We start from the raw sequence: 18,389 nt of genomic DNA on the forward strand, positions 1-18,389 counted from the left end.
CAATGCAGTACGAGTCATCAGTATGGGCAATCATCGGCTTTGATCCGGCAACCCTCGCCAGCGCTGCGAGTGGACACTGAGGGTGGGATCTGACGCCGTCAGCGCGATTGCTCGCGGCTACTTCAGGTTGTCCTCGAAAACCGGCGCCCCCTCGTCGCATGAATAGCGATGGCGGCGGCCTCAATGGAGCAGGATCACATGAACTATCGAACGCTGGGTCATTCCGGACTGTCCGTATCCAGCCTCATTCTGGGCACCATGGGTTTTGGTACAGAAACAAATGAGAAAGAGGCATTTGCCATACTGGATGCGTATCTCGATGCCGGTGGCAATACCCTGGATACGTCCGACGTCTATGGTAAAGGTGCTTCCGAAGAGCTGATCGGTCGATGGAGAAAGAGCCGGACCGGCGATATTGCCGACCGCACGATCATTGCCACCAAGGTTCGCTTCGGCAACGGGCCGGATGCCAACGATGTTGGATTGTCACGCCGCCACCTGCAGCGTTCACTCGACAAATCACTCGCCCGACTGGGTACGCAAAGCATCGATCTGTACCAGCTGCATGGCTGGGATCCACTTACACCTGTCGAGGAAACCTTGTCTTTTCTGGATGCAGCCCTCCGCGCAGGCAAGATCCATTACGTGGGCGTATCCAACTTCACCGGTTGGCAACTACAGCTTTTCATCTCCACCGCCAAAGCCATGGGCGTGCCCGTACCTGTGACGATGCAGCAGCAGTACAGCCTGGCCTACCGTGAACTCGAATACGAGATCATTCCGGCCGCCATCCACAACGACGTGGGCCTGCTTCCTTGGTCGCCATTGGCCGCAGGATTCTTGACGGGCAAATACGTACGCCATAGTGAATCCGGGGCTGGCGGCCGGCTGACTTCCGATAACCCCATGAATCAGCATATAGCCAGGCATCTGCATGTGAGCGAGCAGAAGTGGGCGACTCTCGAAGTGGTCAAGGACATCGCCCGACAACTCGGCGCTACACCCAGCCAGGTGGCGCTCAGCTGGCTGGGCTATCAGCCTTCGGTGACCGCCCCCGTCATCGGTGCACGCACGATCGAGCAGTTGCAGGACAACCTCGGGGCAGTGGATGTCGTGCTCGATGCCGCAGCACTGCAATGCCTCGGCGACGCCAGCGCTCCAACCCCCGATGATTACCCGTATGGGCGTTTTGGCATGCTGCAGCGTGAGCGCTATGTCGACTCAAGCGAGCAGGCGTTGCGCGAACTGTAAGGCCGCAGGAGTAGCAGAAGTCCGTGCCGGAGAAGATAAGCCGGCGCGGACATGGCGGGCTTACTGCACCCGCATGCGCTTGATATCGCGCTGCGGCGGATGACCGAACAGGCGGCTGTATTCGCGGCTGAACTGTGAAGAGCTTTCATAACCTACCAAACCACCGGCACTGCTGGCGTCGATGTTCTCGCTGTACATCAAGTGGCGCGCAGCCTGCAGACGTAACTGCTTCTGATACTGCAACGGGCTCATTCCCGTGACGGTGCGAAAGTGCTGACGAAACGTGGACGGGCTCATGTGGGCTGTTGCAGCCAAGTCATCCATGCGCAGTGCCTGGGTGTAATGAAGCTTGAGCCAGGCCACTGCCTTGGCGATATTCTGGCTCGGCGACCCAGCGCTGACAACATGCAGAATGTGCGGACCATGGGCACCATTCATCAGTCTGATGATGATTTCTTCCTTGATCAGCGGGGCCAGGGACTTGAGCAGCTCGGGTTGATCGAACAGTGCTATCAAACGCTCTAGTGCCTCCAGAACACCACTGTCCAGTTCATTCACGGACAAGGGCTTGAACGCCTCGTCCTTGAGCCGCTGTGACAACTGAAGCCGCTCGGCAATTTCCACGACCAAAGCGTTCTCGAAAGTCAACATCATGCCCAGAAAAGGCTGTGCAACGCTTGCCTGGATGACATTGGAAATCACCGGCATATCGATGCTGGTGACCATCGACTGCCCGGGCGAATAAGTCATCAGTTCATCACCGACGATCACCTGCTTGCGCCCTTGCACGGTCAGGCCGATGCCAAGGCCGTAGATGCAGTGCAATGGCATGGTCAGTTTGTGACGGCGGTGCAGTGTCAGGCCGGCTACGGGCGTTTCGTGATCACCGTCGCTGCGTGCCCATCGGCTCAAGGCCTGGGCCAGCCTGCGGGTATCGTTGGCCACGAGCGGGGCGGCATTGCCGGAAGAACTGTTGCGCGGGTTGACCGCATCGCTACTGTGTTCAAGGCGAGCCACAAGCTCTTCCTCCATGCTTCGTCTGGAAAGATGCGCAAGAAAGCGCCAGGGCGCCCCAGCCAGTGTAGGTGTTTCAAAAGCGTCTTGGGGATCAGGCCAGAGGTGCGCTTGCAGGCTGTGCACGCTGCTCGATCGGCTTTCACCGAAGGTCAGTATCGCAGACGCAATCGGCGGGTAAATTGCCTGAATAAACGACTTTGTTGCCTATTCCAAGGGTAGGTAGAAAGAGCAAAGCCATAGGTAGCAAGGTGTTACGAAGCTCAAACCGTGCGCCGGTAGGTAGCATGCGCGGCCTTGCAGCTCGACACTCTAAGCATCTGTGAGTGCACAGTAGCTATTGAGCGGTGAAACCATCGTCCTCTGAAAGACCAGTACCAACGACAAAGCTGGATGCAGGGCTGCACAGCCGCAATACAGTAGCCGCCAATTCTTCGGATTGACCCTGCGGAGATGATGGGCGCGCATGTTTAGAAAGCTGTGATTACCTTTCAGGATCGCCGCCAAAGCGCATGGGTGAGCTGATTCAACGCTGGCCAAAACCGTCTCGATAGAGCGATGGCGCAAGCCCGACTGCCTTGCGAAAGGCCACCCTGAAGCTTTCCACCGAGGCGAATCCGCATCGCTCGGCGATTTGCTCGGTATTGAGAACTGTGCTCTCAAGCAGCGAGCGAGCCTGAGTCATGCGTGCATGTTGCAGCCAGCCTTTGGGTGTCATGCCCGTTGCCTCACTGAAGCGACGCAGGAACGTTCGGTCGCTCATCAATGCTTTGGCGGCCATCTCGGGAATTGTCAGCGATTCGCTCAGATGCTCGCGCGCCCAGTCCAGAACCGGGGCCAGATCATGCCTGGATGCCCTGGCGACCGGAGCGGGAATGAACTGAGCCTGGCCTCCGGAACGCAGCGGCGCCATGACCAGGCGTCTGGCTACCGTATTCGAGGTATGGGCGCCGAAGTCCCGCTCGACCAGATGCAGGCAAGCGTCAATACCGGCAGCACTGCCTGCTGAGGTGATGACCTGCCCGCTGTCGACGTAGAGTACGGCTGAATCCACTTCTATGGCCGGGAAACGGGTTGCAAGCTCGTCGCAGTAGCGCCAATGAGTCGTCGCGCGCTTCCCGTCAAGGAGCCCGGCAGCTGCCAGCACGAAAACGCCGGAGCAGATAGACAACAGCCGCGCTCCGAGTGCATGCGCCTTGCAAAGTGCATCCAGCAACGCGTGGGGTGGAGGTTCATCGCGATTTCGCCATCCGGGGATGATGATAGTGCCCGCCTCGCCAAGCGCTTCATGGCCCGCGTCTGCGGTAACTGCAATGCCGCCCAGCGCGCGCATTGGGCCTTGGTCTACCGCGACTACGCAGTGTCGATACCAGGCGAAGTCGAACTCCGGCCGTGGGAGCGCGAAGATCTCGATGGCAATGCCGAATTCAAACGTACAAAGCCCGTCGTAAGCCAAAATGGCTACCAAACCAGGAAACTCATTCATTTGGCGGAAAATTCCCACTGGCTGTCGAGTTGGCCACTGTAGCGCACTCATCGAAGCGCCTAAAGTGACCAAACTCAATTCTGCGAGGAACGACGATGACCAGCTTGATCAGCCAAATCCCACCCGCCAGTGCCGACGAAGTCGTTGCCCATTTCAGTAACCGCTTGCGCTTTGAAACCGACTGTTCCGACGTCCACTACAGCCAGCAGAACGGCCAGGTCGACTACGTATTGGTTGATGTGCGCGGTACCGCTGCCTTCGCCAATGGCCACGTTCCAGGCGCCGTCAATCTACCTACAAAAACCATCACCACCGAGCGCCTGGCCGAGTTTCCTGCCGATAGCCTGTTTGTCGTCTACTGTGCCGGCCCTCACTGTAACGGTGTGCACCGGGCAGCTGCACGAATAGCTCAGCTCGGTTATGCGGTGAAGGAAATGATCGGTGGTGTCACCGGCTGGCTCGATGAAGGCCTTAGCCTCTCGAATACCGACATTGTGCAGAGCACCTCCACTTCGATCTCTTGCGCGTGCTGACCTCAGGCTCGGCAGTTCGCGCAGCCGCTGCGACCGATGTCCCTGTACTGATCGAACTGATGCGCGCTTTGGCAGCATTCGAAGACTACCTGGATGATTTCAGAGTGGATGAGCAAAGCCTGCTGGCGCGCGCCTTTGGGCGCGAGGTGGTCGGCGAACTTCGCCACTATCACCGGATGAGTGTGTCATCCATCCTCATCTGATCGCCAGGTCAGTACCTTCCGGGTTCGCGGCAATGATTGCCCGGTTCGACGAGCTCGCAGCATCGCGCTTGGTTTAGCCTCGAGGTCGCAAGAAATAGGCAATAACCCGCGCGGATCGGGCAACTTTGGAAAGTCGCTCCAACACATACTGAATCGGGTATTCGCAGCCCACCTCATCGCTCGGGTTTCTGCAAACACAGTGGACCGTAAGCCCCATGAACAACCTTGACCTCCAAGTAGTCCAGCAAGGGCAGCAGTGGCTTGAACAGGGGCAGTGCGTGTGGCTTTGCACTGTTCTTTCTACGTTTGGCTCTGCGCCACGGGGGCCAGGGGCAATGCTGGTTGCGCTGGCCAGTGGAAGTTTTTGCGGGTCCCTTTCAGGCGGTTGTGTCGAGGACGACTTCCTCGAGCGTCTTGCGCGTGACGAGTTCGGGCCCGACAACCAAATCGTTCGATATGGCGAAGGAGGTCTGGCGCCTTCAATGGAGCTGCCGTGTGGAGGCGTCCTTGACGTACTCGTTGAGCAGTTCGGCCCCGGCTGTCAGTCACTCGAGCACTTTTCCTCGATGTTGCACGCGCTGCAAGGCCAGCAACGGATCATCCGTAACGTTTCTCTGGTCAGCGACGACCGTGCACTCGACACCTCTTCTGCGCAGGGTCAAACCGTCGAAGTATTCGACCAGCAGGTCGCCATTCGCATTGGCGCAGCGCGGCGGCTATTGATAGCGGGGCTGTCGCCTGTGGCAGAATTTTGCGCAAGTTTCGCCGTGTCATTGGGCTATGAAGTCATTGTCTGTGATCCGCGCACCGAGCTGCTCCACAGGTTTCACGTGGAAGGGGTGAAAGTCATCGAGCAACTACCCGCGGTCTTCATCGCCAAGGGTGGCTGCCACGCGGGCACCGCCGTTGTCGCGCTCACCCACGACCCACGCCTGGATGATCTGACGTTACTTGAAGCGGTGCGAACGCCCGCGTTCTACATCGGCGCCATGGGCTCACGACGTACCAGCGAAAAGCGCCTTGAACGCGTTCGCCGCATCGGCGCTCTGGACGATCGGGCAATTAGCCGTATCAGCGCACCGGTAGGCTTGAGCCTGGGAAGCAAGACACCGGCGGAGATTGCCCTGGCTGTAATGGCTGACATCGTTCGTGTGAGTAATGGCATCTCCCGGGACTCGCTCTGAGCCATTATCCCTGCCGTGCAGCGACTGGTGATCCCCAAGCTTTTGCAGGCGAGTGGGTCAGGAATTTTCAGCGGCGCAACAGGAGCGCCATGGAAGGTCATAATGGAGCGCTTGAGCCTGCGCGTGTCTGAAGCCCGCCCTTGGCGGGCATCTGGATTCATTTCAAGCAACCAGGCGCTGTACCGCTGCAATCGCATCTCCATGCTCCAGCTCTGCCTTGCGTAACTCGTACGCTGTTTGCAGGTTGAGCCAGAACTCTGCAGTGGTATCCAGGCAGACGGCCAAGCGCAAGGCCATGTCAGCCGATACGCCACCACGCTCAAGCAGAATGTTATTCACGGTCGGCGTAGATACGCCTAAAGCACGGGCCAGAGCAGCGGCACTGAAGCCCATTTCGTGCTGGAAATCCTCGCGAAGAATCTCGCCGGGATGTATGGGACGCATGCCATTCTTGAACATGATGCACCTCAGTGATAGTCGACAATCTCAACGTGTTCAGGGCCGTTCTGGGTCCATATGAAGCATACCCGCCACTGCATGTTATGCTGGCCGGCTCTGTCACCTTCCAAGGTGTGAAGCCGGTTTCCGGGCGGTGAGCGCAAGTCTCGAAGCTCTTTCGCAGCATGCAGTGCGGCCAGTTTACGCTCCGCGACTGACTTGATGTCTGCCCAGCGCCTTGTCCTGCCGGTGGTGAAAAGTGCTTCCGTATCGGCGCATGCAAAGCTTCGAATCATGGATTGAACGCTTAACGTTATTCGTTAAGAGCGAGCATACGCCTTTCAACGCCGTATTCAACTCATTGTTGAACAGGGTGTCCGGCAATCATTCGAGCAACTATTTCGAGATGGGTTTCGGCGATACTTTCTAGCGAGGTGGCGATGAAACAGCTCCGCTCATGCTCACTGAGGCCATTACCTAACCACGACAAACGCTCTCAAAACCTGTTCAAAGGAATCTTCAGGCTGCACAACCCACTTTCATCGGCAGGGGGCAGATTGCCGGCGCGGATATTCACTTGGATCGCCGGCAGCAACAGCGCCGGGACCGACAGGCTGACATCGCGGGCTGTGCGCATGCGTACGAACGATTCAAGATCGGACGCGTCACCGACATGAATGTTGTTCGCGCGCTGCTCGGCAACGGTGGTGATCCAGGACGCTTCCCTGTCGGCAGGAGGATAGTCGTGGCACATGAACAGTGTGGTCTGGGGGGGTAGGCTCAGCAGCCGTTTGATCGAGCCATACATCTGTACGGCGTCCCCGCCGGGGAAATCGCATCGGGCAGTGCCGACATCCGGCATGAACAGCGTATCGCCGACGAAGACCTGTGTATCCCCAACTCGATAGGCGACGTCCGCAGGCGTATGGCCAGGCACGTGCAGAACCTGCACCGGTATGTTGCCGACGTGGAAGATCTCATCCGCTTCGAACAGCGTGTCGAACTGAGAGCCATCCAGCAGGAAGTCGGGTTCGAGGTTGTAGATATCCCGAAACGCGCCCTGCACGACGGTGATCTGCGCACCGATGCCGATCTTGCCGCCTCGCTTGGCTTTGAGGTAAGCGCTGGCCGAGAGGTGATCGGCATGAGCGTGTGTTTCCAGTAGCCACTGCACCTGCAACCCATGGCTGTCCACGAAGGCGACGATGCGGTCCGCGCTATCGGTGCGGATCCGCCCGGCTTTGGCATCGTAATCCAGCACCGGATCCACGATTGCACATGCCCCCCCTGACGCTTCGAAAATGACATAGCTCACCGTCGAGGTGGCGGTGTCGTAGAAACCTTCTATCTGAGCCGTCATCGGGCAACCTCTTCGATTCACGTCATTACACTATATTGAAACATATACTATTCAATCGTAGACTGTCGACCGGTCAACCATCGGGGCTTTCCATGACTGCTCAATTGTCCACCGAAGAAATCGGTCTGTTGCGCGATTCCGCGTCCAAGGCGTGTGCCTTGCTCAAGGCCTTGGCGAACGAAGACCGTCTGTTGCTGCTGTGCCAATTGACCCAGGGCGAGCGAAACGTAGGGGAATTGGAGGCACTGTCCGGGATCAGGCAGCCGACGCTGTCGCAGCAGTTGGGTGTGCTGCGCGACGAAGGAATGGTCAACACCCGCAGAATGGGCAAGTACATCTACTACTCGTTGGCCAGCTTCGAGGTGGTTTCGCTGATGCAGACCTTGTCGGGACTTTACTGTGGCCAGGCGCTGAAGAAGTAAGCCTCTGCATGACCCGTTGCTCGTCGCTGCGCCATCGCACCTCGCGTGGCTCGGCCGGGGCGCGTTGTTGGAACTCTCACACGGTGGCTATGCCCGGGGTTTGTAATGGAGCAAGTGATAAAGCGAATAGACGCATCGTTCTCGGTGGCGGGCCAACTCGATCCGCAGGATGTGCCTGAGGTGCGAGCTCAAGGGTTCGCCAGCCTGATCTGCAATCGCCCTGACGATGAAGGTGGGGCTGAGCAACCCAGCCACCAGGCCATGCAACGAGCGGCTGTCGCGTCGGGGCTGGAGTTCCGATATCTACCCGTAGCGAGCTCCGGTGCTACGCCAGCACAGGCTCAAGCGCTGAACGCGCTTCTGGAGCAGTTGCCCAAGCCGGTGCTTGCCTACTGCCGCACCGGCAATCGGTCCGCCAAGCTGTACGAGGCGGCAACCAAAGGCAGCCCCCCGACCCAGCAGTACGATGTAGTGGTCATGGGCGCAGGCTCTGCCGGTATCACCGTTGCGGCCGGTCTGCTCAAGCGAGATTCGTCTTTACGCGTTGCGATCGTCGAACCTGGCACCGAACATTACTATCAGCCCGCCTGGACGCTCGTGGGCGGGGGCGCTTACCCCATCGATGCCACCGTCCGCCCCATGCAAAGCGTCATTCCTCAAGGCGCATGCTGGATCAAGGCGTCGGTGTCGGCCTTCGCCCCAGACCGCAAGCTGGTGTTGCTCAGCGACGGCAGCGAGCTGGCCTACCAGCAACTCATCGTCTGCCCGGGTCTGCAACTGGCCTGGGAAGAAATCCAAGGGCTTGAAGACACCCTCGGCAAGCATGGCGTGACGTCGAACTACCGCCACGACCTGGCCCCCTATACCTGGGAACTGGTGCGCTCGCTGCGCAGCGGGAAGGTCTTGTTCAGCCAGCCTCCCATGCCGATCAAATGCGCGGGCGCGCCGCAGAAGGCGATGTACCTGTCCTGTGATCACTGGCGCAAGGAGGGCGTGCTGCAGTCGATTTCGGTCGAGTTCAACCTGGCAGCTCCCGTGCTGTTCGGGGTTGCCACGTTCGTCGCCCCGCTGATGAAGTATGTCGAAGCCTACGGCGCGAAACTCGCCTTCCAGTCCAATCTGGTCAGGGTCGATGGCCCGAGCAAGACCGCATGGTTCGATGTGACAGACGCGGCCGGAAACGTGACGCGCGTGGAAAAACGCTTCGATGTACTGCACGTCGTGCCACCGCAGCAAGCGCCGGATGTGATCCGCCGCAGCGAGCTCGCCGACAAGGCTGGATGGTTGGCGGTCGATCCAGCCACGTTGCAGCACCCGCGCTACCCTGAAATATTTGCCCTGGGGGATGTCTGCGGCACTAGTAACGCCAAAACCGCAGCGGCTGCGCGCAAGCAGGCGGTGGTGGTCGCAGACAACCTCATCGCACTGCGCAAAGGCCTGGAACCGCCTCGCCGTTATGACGGTTACGGTTCGTGTCCGCTCACGGTCGAAAACGGCAAGGTCATATTGGCCGAGTTCGGCTATGGCGGAAAATTGCTGCCAACGTTCCCAATGGACCCGACCATCGCGCGTAGGTCGGCGTGGTTCCTAAAGGCACGATTGCTACCGTGGTTCTATTGGAATGGCATGCTCAAAGGGCGTGAGTGGCTCACCGACTGCTCTTCGAAGTGATCGGATGCTGACATTCATATTGGGGGCCTGTGTCGGTCTGGTGTTGGGGCTCACCGGAGCAGGTGGTGGCATTCTGGCGATTCCGGCGCTGACCCTGGGTCTGGGTTGGTCGGTGACGCAGGCCACGCCCGTCGCGTTGCTCGCGGTTGGCAGTGCTGCCTTGATCGGCGCGATGCAGGGGTTGCGCCAGGGCCTGGTACGCTACAAGGCAGCAGCCACCATGGCTGCCGCCGGATGGATGGCAGCTCCTCTGGGGATTCACGTGGCCGCGCGCGTACCCGGTACAGCATTGACGACAGTGTTTGCGCTGGTCATGTTGGTTGTAGCGTGTCGAATGTACCTGCAGTCCAGACGCGACGACGAGGCCCAGGGCGCGCTGCAGCGCAACTGTATGCTCGACCCTGCAACGGGCAAACTCGATTGGAATGCCCGCTGCCTGGCGACGCTGGCTTCGATTGGCGCGGGTTCGGGGTTCCTGACCGGCTTGCTGGGGGTTGGAGGAGGTTTTTTCATCGTTCCCGCCTTTCGAAGGTTTAGCGACGTGCGTATGCATGGCGTGGTGGCTACATCGTTGATGGTCGTCGCATTGGTCTCGCTGGGTACCCTTGGCCATATGTTCAGCCAGGGGGTTACGTTGTCTTCGACGGGCACCTTGTTCACCGTTTCGGCGCTTGCCGGGATGGTCGCTGGTCGGGTCGCGGTCCCAAACTTGCCCGCGCGCCTTTTGCAGCAGATGTTCTGCGTGCTGTGCGTTGCCGTGAGCCTGATCATGCTTGGCAAAGTTTTCAGCAGTGTGGGTTGATGGGCGGCCGTCCACTGCGGTACGCGCATCGGCACCAGCGCTGCGCGTTCTATTAAGCAGGCAAGAGGGATGGCAGCCCGGCCAGTCTGCTTTGCTTGCTGCTTTCACTCCCGTACCAGGCTCAACGCCGCCCGTGCAAATTCAGCCGGCGCCTCCTGCGGCACGTTATGCCCCACCCCTTCCAGGATCGAGCGACGAACCGGCCCGGTGAATCGACGTAGAGCCTGCCGCTCTTCTTGAACAGGTGTAACTCCATCGCTGGCTCCAGCCAGTATGACCGTGGGCACGGATATGCAGGGCTGATCCGCCAGCTTGCGCTGGATAGCCGCATACTGCGGATCGCCATCGACCAGTCCAAAGCGGTGCCGATACGAATGTGTAACCACGTCGACGAAGTCCGGGTTCTGGAACGATTGCGCCGTTGCTGCAAACGTCTGGTCGGTGAATTCCCAGGCTGGCGACCAGAGTTTCCATAACAGCTTGCAGAACGCGTCACGATTGGCTTGCAGCCCTGCGTAACCACGGGCGCCATGCAGGTAGTACTGGTACCACAAGCGTTGCTCTGCCTCCGGTTCGGTGGGGTTTGCCGAATGGGCGATGTCCTGAATGTTGTAGCCAGGCTCGCAGCTGATCAATCCAGAGACGCGCCCAGGCCACAGGGCTGATACCACGCAGGCTGCACGGCCCCCCCAGTCGTAGCCAGCGAGCACGGCTTGAGGAATGTTCAACGCATCCATCAGCGCCAGCAGGTCGGCGCCGAGCGCGGCCTGCTCTCCGGAGCGGGGGGTGTCGGCGGAGATGAACCGGGTCCCGCCGTAGCCACGCAGGTAGGGAATGATGCAGCGACACCCGGCGGCCGTGATCAGATCGGCCACGCTGTCGTAGGTATGGATGTCATAGGGGAATCCGTGCAGCAGCACGACTGTCGGACCGTCGGCCGGGCCAATGTCCCGATACGCGACGTTGAGCACGCCTGCTTGAATCTGTTTCACGGTCGCATTCTCTTGCGGGTAATGGGGGTATGACAACAATGGCAACTGCACGTCACCGCCGACGGTGATTACCACAGCGCCTTCTGGGTAAGTACTTGCCGAGTGTCATCCCGATAGCCGAGCAATACGTTGTAATCGTCCAGCACTGTGTCCTGCACCGTCTCGATGCCCAACACTGCAGCGACCTCGGGCAGGTTGGCCAGAGCGGCGTTCATGGCTGTTCTGATCAGTGCGGGCTCTGGCCCGTGGAGGCTGGTGACATACGGCAATGTCGGCGCATTGGCCGTACGTTCCACGACCCGCACGCCGGCGACTTCATTCGGGGCATGGCGAGCCAGATAGGCAAAGGTCACGCTGTCGATGGCCGCCAGGTCGGCGATGCCTGTGGCGACGTGGGCAATGCTCTGGCGATGACTGCCAGTCGCTTGAACGCTTTTGAAGAACCGACCCTCCCGCACATGGGGGATCAGCGCATGGCGTAGCAGGTTCATGCCACTGTTGGAGTCGAGGCTGTTGTAGGCGCCCCGGCAATCGAAGAATTCGGCGAGGGTCTGCCGTGGGTCATCGAGGCGAGCGATCAGCAGGCTGCAATGTTGTCCGGCCTGTGCCTCGGGTAGCGCGAAATGAGGTCGGCCGACGATACGGACCCGATGCTTGAGTTCGGTGATCAAAGGCAAGCCGCAGGTCTGCGCCAGCAACAGTCGTGGATGCAGCCACAGCTCCGCGAGTGAACCCGGCCAGGGCTTGGGGCGGTCGGTGCCCAGCAACTGCAGGGTTTCCTCCAGCCAGCGCTGGTACGCCTCACCGATTACGGCGGGCGTGGGATACATGGGCAGTGCAGCGATTACATCGGCGCTCATGGCTGGGTGCCTCGACCTAGAGGATGCAGAGGACTGTCGACGGGGGACACGGCATAACGCCGAAACAGCTCGCTGTAGCCATTGACCAAAAAATGTCCGCTGCGTTGCAGCCAGTCCGCGCGGCGCTCGCGGTACACGCGGGGCAGGTAGTACCAAGGCAGCCCCGGCAGGTCGTGGTGCACCAGGTGCAGGTTGAGGTTGAGGAACAGCCAGCGCCACGGCCAGCCCGCCTCGTTGAGCACCGAGCGCTGCTCGGGTGCCTCGGCAGGGCGATGTTCGTAGTAGGAACGAACCATGGACAGCGCCAGCGCCAGAATGCTCGCCAGCAGGTAATCGAAGACAGCCACGCCTTGGGCGCTGATGAACCCGAACAGCGTCAGCACGCAGAGCAGATGAGCACCCCACATCAGCCACGCTTGCGCCTCGCCGCGGACCAGGCGGCCGCACTGCTCGTGAATCAAACCGGCAAGCGCCAGGGCCGGGCCTACGCAGAGACGGCCCAGCAGGGTCTTGTTCAGCCAGTGCAGCGTCCGGCCGGGCCCCGCGCTGCCTGACCAGGCCCGGGCATCGAGGTATCGGCTTTCCGGGTCGTGGCGCGGCAGCGTGATCGTCTCGTCGCGGTGATGGGCCAGATGGCTGTCGCGGTACAGCGTGTAGGGGTACCAGATGGCCAGCGGGGCATAGCCCAGGACCTTGTTGACGCTGCGCCAGCGGGTAGGGTGGCCATGCAGAAGCTCATGCTGCAGCGACATCCACAAGGTAAGCAGCGGCACCAGCAGCAATACGGTGAGCGGTCGCCCGATGGCCGAACCGAATTCGATCAGCGCCCACCAGGCGCCATAGGTGCAGAGCAGCAGCAGCCAGGTTGGCCAGTCGCTGCGCGCGGTCCAGGTATTCTGCAGTTTCAGGATCGATTGGCGGTGACGGGAATCGAGATAATTGGGCATAAGGACGACACGAATGCTGATCGGTATGTCGTCGACACTAGCATTGGTGCTTATGCCTGGATAATCACTAAACGGTTTCAGTAAATTCCTGAATGGAATAAGAGGCTTGTATACTGGACTTTGTGGGATACGAGGCTTTTCGAGCTACGCCGCCTTGGCCATCCTGGACGCGGCCCCTTTTAGATCTTGAATGGACAAGGCCAGAGCGCCCGCCTGGTTTTCAACGAGCAAGACATCATCTATGAGATGGTCGATGTTTCTGCTGCGCAGAAACAGGGCGTGGCCGCGGAGCATTTGGTAGATCATTTCCAACTGACGTGCCGCGTCATGGACGTCTTCCTGCATTTCCGTAATGTGGGTGGTGGGCATGCGGTGCTCCGAGGGCTCTATCTTGGTGTAGGCGTCCTGGCCACGGGATGAGCGTTGTTTCATTTGAGTGTGATCAGTCTATCGGCCATGGCCCGCGTAGCTTAAATAGTCTTTTCCGATAGAGGCTATAGGCCATCATGTTGCTGGATGGGATCGGATACGCCAGCATCGAAGAACAGGGCCTTGCATGGCCGGCTGTTTTGCTAAAAGAGGACTTTCCGATGAGCGACGTCAGATACCGCCGCCTGGGCCGCCATGGCCTGCAGGTTTCCGAAATCACCCTGGGTACGATGATGTTCGGCGGCCAGACCGACGACGCCACCGCCAAGCGTATCGTCGACGATGCCTTGGAGCAGGGCATCAATGCCATCGACACGGCGAACAACTACAACGACGGCGCTTCGGAAATCGCGGTGGGCAAGCTGATCGCCGGCCAGCGCTCGCGCTGGGTGCTGTCGAGCAAGTTCGTCAACCCCAACCCCGGTGTGCAAGGGCCGAATGGGCGCGGGGCTTCGCGCCACAGCGTGATCGAGTCGGTGGAAGGCAGTCTGCGCCGCTTGCAGACCGATTACCTCGACCTGTACTACGTGCACCGTGAAGACCCTTTCACGCCGGTGGAAGAGACCGTGCGCGCCTTGGCCGATCTGATTCGCGCCGGCAAGATCCGCGGCTACGGGCTGTCGAACCACAGCAGTTGGAAGCTTGCCGAATTCTGCCGGGTGGCAGACCTGCTGGGGGTCGAGCGGCCGACCGTGAGCCAGCCACTGTACAACCTGGCCAATCGGCAGATCGAAGCCGAGCATCTGCCGGCAGCCGAGCATTATGGCATCGGCGTGGTGTCCTACAGCCCGCTGGCGCGAGGCGTGCTGACCGCCAAATACGACCCCGGTGCCGAACCGGGTGTCGACACGCGGGCGGGGCGCAGCGACCCGCGCCTGCAGCAGACCGAGTGGCGCCCAGAGTCGCTGAACCTGGCGCAACGCATCAAGGATCACGCCCAGGCCCGCGGCATCACCTCGGGGCAGTTCGCGCTGGCCTGGGTGCTCAACAACCAATTGATCAGCTCGGCCATCGCCGGGCCTCGCACCGAACAGCAATGGCGCGACTATGTGCCGGCGTTGCAGTACCGGTTCACCGCAGAGGACGAGGCGTTCATCGACGCCCTGGTGGTGGCGGGCCATAGCTCGACGCCTGGCTACACCGACCCGAGCTACCCGGTGACCGGGCGTCGGGTTCAGTTCTGAGCTGCGGCGCAGACCGTCAACGGGGCATGGACGGCGGCGGCGATGGTGCTCCCTGCCTGTGGGCGGCCATATAGATAGCCCTGGGCATAGTGGCAACCATTTTCCGCCAGCCATTTCGGCAGGTAGGGCAGGTGGAAGTCCTCGATGCCTTCGGCCGTGACCTTCATTTTCAGGCTGCGTGCCATCCCCAGGATGGCTTCCACCATGGGCAGGTGGTCAATGCTGCCGGCCTCGAAGAAGGACCGGTCTATCTTGATCTTGTCGATGGACAGCCGCGTCAGATGGTACAGGCCCGAATAGCCGATGCCGAAGTCGTCCAGCGCCACGCTGATGCCGTAGGCGTGCAGCTTGCTCAGGTTCCGCTGGGCGGCGTCGAGGTTGCCCACCAGCGCTTCTTCCGTGATCTCCACTTCGAAGCGCTCGTAGGGGAAGCGTTCATGCCTGAGTTGCTCGGCCAGGCGATCGGGGAACAGCTCGTCGGTGATCATGGTGGCGCTGACATTGAGCGACAGGTGCAGTGTGTCGTCCCAGAAGCTGGCCGCCCTGCAGGCCTGCTTGACCAGTGAGCGGGTCATGGCCGGAATCAGGCCAAGGCGCTCCAGTATCGGGATGAAGTCGGTAGGCATGCCGGTGCTGCCGTCGGGCCGGGCCCAGCGTGCGAGCACCTCGAAGCCTACGATCGTCTGCGACGGAAGGGTGACGATGGGTTGGAAGAACGGCACGATTTCCTCGCGCTCCACCGCGTGCCTGAGGGCTTGGTCGAGGTCGGCTTGGGCCCGCAGCTGCCGCTCGTATTCATTGTCGTAGAAATTGAACATGGAGCGGCCAGCGTTCTTTCCCCGGTACATCGCCGTATCGGCGCAGTGCAGCAGTGCGGACGCCTCGGTGGCATCGATCCAGGAACGCGATATGCCAATGGTCGCGCCCAGCCGCACGGGGGTGGAGGGTTCGACAAAGGCCTCGCTGACCCGCTGGATGGTGGTTGCGGCAATGTCGCTCAACTCGCGCGCATCCCTGTAGTCCAGAAACAGCAGGCAGAATTCATCCCCACCCAGTCGGGCGGCGGTGCCACCGTGCAAGCGTGCGATGTGCTTGAGCCGGTCGGCCACCTCGACCAGCACGCTGTCTCCGCCAGAGTGGCCATGCTGGTCGTTTATGGCTTTGAAGTGGTCCAGGTCGATCAGCATGATCGATACGCAACGGTGCTGTGCAAGCCGTTCGCACAGCAGGTCCATGAAGCCGCGACGGTTGATCAAGGCGCTGAGGGAGTCGTACTTGGCCAGGGTTTCGGTTTGAAACTGGATCCGCTGCAGACGCCGGTAGCTGAGTTGAGTACTGGTGACCATGCGCTTGAGCACGATGGTCGGCACGATCAGCGAAATCATCGAGAACCCCGAAGATGTCAGCACGAAACGCCAGCGTTCGGCATCTTCGAAGTCACCGTCGTAGGGCAGGTTCAGCCAGTGCATCACATAGGCTTCGAGGTGGAACTCCCACAGGATGGAGAGCCCCACGATCGTGAGCAGCGTCAGCGATAGAAGCATCGGCAAGCGGCATGGATTACGGCGGTTGAGGTCGTTCATGGGTGGCATCGCAAGGTCTTGCGGATAGAGTGATGTCAGACAGCCATCATCTCATAAGCGTTCATACCGCTGATCGTATGGCAGGTGCATTTGGTCGCCACGACAGAAGGTAGGCCCAAGTGGCCACACGGCCTGCGAACACTATTCAAGCTTCCTGCGGCGATGCCGATAGCGGGTTCATACCGCCCACGACGCTAAGGAAAGTGCCGAACCCGGGGCTTTTTTTGGTGGACCTGACAGGATACCTGTATGACGTGGCTTCGCGATGCAAAGTTATCTTCCAAACTGATTGCGGCCTTCGGGTTGTGTGCGTTCATTACCCTCGGCGTCGGCATGCTGGGTAGCCGCGGCGTCAGTCAGCTGTCGGACAGCCTCAAAGGGGTGTTCTCGAACAACCTGGTGTCGGTTGCCAAGACGGCCGAAGCCAAGAGCAAGGCCATCGCCCAGCTCAAGGACCTGTACGCCCTGATAGCCGCCCATGCGGAAAACGATTCGCAGGCCGTCAAGGACTCGATTCGCCAGAGCATGAACACCAACCTGGCTGACAGCGAGAAGGCTTTTGCGGCGTACCGCAAGACGCCACTGGCCGACGACGAGCGTGCCGCCGGCGACAAGATGGAGCGTGACTGGCCGCTGTATCAGGCGCAGCTGCAGAAAGTGCTGTCGGTGCTGGACGCCGGTGACGTTTCGGCTGCGCGCTCGCTCATGTCGGGCGAGATCCAGCCGGCCTATCGCACCGTCATGGACGAGCTGACCGTGATGGTCGAGTCGAACAACCGGCAGATCCAGGAAGGCGCGCGTGATGCCGACGAGCAGGAGCGGGCGGCGATCACCGTGCTCTACATCGGCATCGCGCTGGCCTTTCTGGCAGCACTGGCACTGGGGCTGTTCATGAGCCGCCTGATCAGCAGGCCCATCGCTACCGCGGTGGCCAGCGCGAAATTGATTGCCAAGGGTGATCTGACCCACAGCATCGGCAGCTCGGCCCGTGACGAAACCGGACAGCTGCTCGCCGCACTCGGCGAAATGCAGGAAGGTCTGAAGGCGACCATTCACCAGATTGCCGACGCCTCGAACCAGCTCGCGTCGGCAGCCGAAGAGTTGAACGCGGTCACTGAAGACGGCAGCCGTGGGCTACTGCGTCAGAACGACGAGATTCAACAGGCGGCCACGGCCGTCACCGAGATGACGTCGGCCGTGGAAGAGGTCGCGCGCAACGCCATTTCCACCTCGGAAGCCTCGAAGACCGCCAGCAGCCAGGCCACCGATGGCCTGACGCAGGCGCGCAATGCTGTAGAAGCGGTGAACAATGCCACCGTCGAAATCCAGTCCTCGACCACCATCGTGGAAGACCTGGCGGTTCAGGTGCGCGATATCGGCAAGGTGCTTGACGTGATTCGCGGTATCGCCGAACAGACCAATCTGTTGGCCCTCAACGCGGCCATCGAAGCGGCCCGCGCCGGCGAACAGGGGCGTGGGTTCGCGGTGGTTGCCGATGAGGTCAGGGCACTGGCGGCACGTACCCAGTCGTCCACGGGCGAGATCGAAAGCATGATCGGTGCAGTGCGTTCGCGGGCAGACCAGGCAGTCGCTGCCATGGGCAAGAGCCAGGGGCTGGTGGGGGACACTCAGGTATTGGCCAAGGCCACCGGCGATGCGCTGCAATCCATCGCCACCGGGATCGCACAGATCAACGACCGCAACCTGGTCATCGCCAGCGCCTGTGAAGAGCAGGCCCACGTGGCCCGTGAGGTCGACCGGAATCTGATCAACATCCAGGATCTATCGACGCAGACGGCCGCAGGCGCTCACCAGACCAGCGCATCGACCCAAGATCTGTCGCGCCTGGCCATCTCGTTCAACGATCTGGTGGGTCGCTTCCGTCTCTGAATTCGTCTGCGAAGTAGTAAAAAATCGTACAACCGATTCAGCAAACGCTCACGATAGTCCGTACAATTGAGATGGGACGCATTCGCGTCTTCTATCCAGTACGGAGTTACACGCGTGGTCAAGTCGTTGAATCGGGCCCA

19 protein-coding genes are annotated in these 18,389 nt (G+C 60.4%); 9 read left to right on the forward strand and 10 right to left on the reverse strand.

Going from position 1 to position 18,389, the window contains the following annotated elements:
• Positions 1-198 precede the first annotated feature (198 nt).
• Positions 199-1,251, forward strand: coding sequence for an aldo/keto reductase (locus ONG87_RS08160; RefSeq protein WP_264382602.1), 1,053 nt, complete (start codon positions 199-201; stop codon positions 1,249-1,251).
• A gap of 60 nt (positions 1,252-1,311) precedes the next feature.
• Here ONG87_RS08160 and ONG87_RS08165 read toward each other — a convergent pair whose 3' ends face one another.
• On the reverse strand, positions 1,312-2,196 hold the full coding sequence (locus ONG87_RS08165; RefSeq protein WP_240998817.1) for an AraC family transcriptional regulator: 885 nt from the start codon (positions 2,194-2,196) through the stop codon (positions 1,312-1,314).
• Positions 2,197-2,791: 595 nt separating this feature from the next.
• Positions 2,792-3,751, reverse strand: a complete 960-nt coding sequence (ftrA, locus tag ONG87_RS08170; protein WP_264382603.1) for a transcriptional regulator FtrA — start codon at positions 3,749-3,751, stop codon at positions 2,792-2,794.
• Positions 3,752-3,846: 95 nt separating this feature from the next.
• On the opposite strand from ftrA, the gene ONG87_RS08175 reads away from it, so the two are divergent.
• The 3 genes from ONG87_RS08175 to ONG87_RS08185 all read left to right on the forward strand — a co-directional run bounded on the left by ONG87_RS08175 (position 3,847) and on the right by ONG87_RS08185 (position 5,671).
• Positions 3,847-4,284 (forward strand): rhodanese-like domain-containing protein, encoded by a 438-nt coding sequence (locus ONG87_RS08175; RefSeq protein WP_264382604.1) that lies wholly within the window; start codon positions 3,847-3,849, stop codon positions 4,282-4,284.
• On the forward strand, positions 4,272-4,487 hold the full coding sequence (locus tag ONG87_RS08180; RefSeq protein WP_192054211.1) for a hypothetical protein: 216 nt from the start codon (positions 4,272-4,274) through the stop codon (positions 4,485-4,487). The genes ONG87_RS08175 and ONG87_RS08180 overlap by 13 nt, the downstream gene beginning before the upstream one ends.
• Positions 4,488-4,702: 215 nt before the next feature.
• Complete coding sequence (locus ONG87_RS08185; RefSeq protein ID WP_122478698.1) at positions 4,703-5,671, forward strand: XdhC family protein; 969 nt, start codon at positions 4,703-4,705, stop codon at positions 5,669-5,671.
• A 162-nt stretch (positions 5,672-5,833) separates the two neighbouring features.
• Here ONG87_RS08185 and ONG87_RS08190 read toward each other — a convergent pair whose 3' ends face one another.
• The 3 genes from ONG87_RS08190 to ONG87_RS08200 form a co-directional block, all read right to left on the reverse strand.
• Positions 5,834-6,130, reverse strand: coding sequence for a HigA family addiction module antitoxin (locus ONG87_RS08190; protein WP_122478697.1), 297 nt, complete (start codon positions 6,128-6,130; stop codon positions 5,834-5,836).
• An 8-nt stretch (positions 6,131-6,138) separates the two neighbouring features.
• Positions 6,139-6,405: a type II toxin-antitoxin system RelE/ParE family toxin gene (locus ONG87_RS08195; RefSeq protein ID WP_264382605.1), complete on the reverse strand. Its 267-nt coding sequence runs from the start codon at positions 6,403-6,405 to the stop codon at positions 6,139-6,141.
• Between the two features lie 200 nt (positions 6,406-6,605).
• Entirely contained in the window at positions 6,606-7,469 is an 864-nt protein-coding gene (locus ONG87_RS08200; RefSeq protein WP_122478693.1) for an MBL fold metallo-hydrolase, read from the reverse strand.
• Positions 7,470-7,561: 92 nt separating this feature from the next.
• Between ONG87_RS08200 and ONG87_RS08205 the strand changes: the two genes are divergently transcribed.
• The 3 genes from ONG87_RS08205 to ONG87_RS08215 all read left to right on the forward strand — a co-directional run bounded on the left by ONG87_RS08205 (position 7,562) and on the right by ONG87_RS08215 (position 10,364).
• Entirely contained in the window at positions 7,562-7,891 is a 330-nt protein-coding gene (locus ONG87_RS08205) for a helix-turn-helix transcriptional regulator (RefSeq protein ID WP_122478691.1), read from the forward strand.
• Positions 7,892-7,996: 105 nt separating this feature from the next.
• A complete protein-coding gene (locus ONG87_RS08210; protein ID WP_264382606.1) occupies positions 7,997-9,562 on the forward strand; it encodes a bifunctional protein tyrosine phosphatase family protein/NAD(P)/FAD-dependent oxidoreductase in 1,566 nt (521 codons plus the stop codon).
• Between the two features lie 4 nt (positions 9,563-9,566).
• On the forward strand, positions 9,567-10,364 hold the full coding sequence (locus ONG87_RS08215; protein WP_264382841.1) for a sulfite exporter TauE/SafE family protein: 798 nt from the start codon (positions 9,567-9,569) through the stop codon (positions 10,362-10,364).
• 104 nt (positions 10,365-10,468) lie between these two features.
• Here the strand turns inward: ONG87_RS08215 and ONG87_RS08220 are convergent, their stop codons facing one another.
• The 4 genes from ONG87_RS08220 to ONG87_RS08235 all read right to left on the reverse strand — a co-directional run bounded on the left by ONG87_RS08220 (position 10,469) and on the right by ONG87_RS08235 (position 13,532).
• Positions 10,469-11,356 carry an alpha/beta fold hydrolase gene (locus ONG87_RS08220; protein ID WP_264382607.1) on the reverse strand — a complete coding sequence of 296 codons (888 nt, stop codon included), beginning with the start codon at positions 11,354-11,356 and terminating at the stop codon, positions 10,469-10,471.
• A 68-nt stretch (positions 11,357-11,424) separates the two neighbouring features.
• Entirely contained in the window at positions 11,425-12,216 is a 792-nt protein-coding gene (locus tag ONG87_RS08225; protein WP_264382608.1) for a phosphate/phosphite/phosphonate ABC transporter substrate-binding protein, read from the reverse strand.
• Positions 12,213-13,163, reverse strand: a complete 951-nt coding sequence (locus tag ONG87_RS08230; RefSeq protein WP_264382609.1) for a fatty acid desaturase — start codon at positions 13,161-13,163, stop codon at positions 12,213-12,215. Before ONG87_RS08230 ends, ONG87_RS08225 begins: the two co-directional genes overlap by 4 nt.
• Before the next feature lie 144 nt (positions 13,164-13,307).
• Positions 13,308-13,532 carry a hypothetical protein gene (locus tag ONG87_RS08235; RefSeq protein WP_122712920.1) on the reverse strand — a complete coding sequence of 75 codons (225 nt, stop codon included), beginning with the start codon at positions 13,530-13,532 and terminating at the stop codon, positions 13,308-13,310.
• 221 nt (positions 13,533-13,753) lie between these two features.
• Between ONG87_RS08235 and ONG87_RS08240 the strand changes: the two genes are divergently transcribed.
• Complete coding sequence (locus tag ONG87_RS08240) at positions 13,754-14,776, forward strand: aldo/keto reductase (RefSeq protein WP_264382610.1); 1,023 nt, start codon at positions 13,754-13,756, stop codon at positions 14,774-14,776.
• Here ONG87_RS08240 and ONG87_RS08245 read toward each other — a convergent pair.
• Positions 14,767-16,359, reverse strand: coding sequence for a bifunctional diguanylate cyclase/phosphodiesterase (locus ONG87_RS08245; RefSeq protein WP_264382611.1), 1,593 nt, complete (start codon positions 16,357-16,359; stop codon positions 14,767-14,769). The two genes, ONG87_RS08240 and ONG87_RS08245, sit on opposite strands and share 10 nt — an antisense overlap.
• 249 nt (positions 16,360-16,608) lie before the next feature.
• Here ONG87_RS08245 and ONG87_RS08250 point away from each other — a divergent pair, with 249 nt between their 5' ends.
• The gene (locus ONG87_RS08250) at positions 16,609-18,249 is read left to right on the forward strand and encodes a methyl-accepting chemotaxis protein (protein ID WP_264382612.1); all 1,641 of its coding nucleotides are present in this window, start codon (positions 16,609-16,611) and stop codon (positions 18,247-18,249) included.
• The last annotated feature ends 140 nt before the right edge of the window (positions 18,250-18,389 follow it).

Origin of the sequence: Pseudomonas sp. MM227, from assembly GCF_947090715.1 — a bacterium.
GTDB lineage: Bacteria > Pseudomonadota > Gammaproteobacteria > Pseudomonadales > Pseudomonadaceae > Aquipseudomonas > Aquipseudomonas baltica.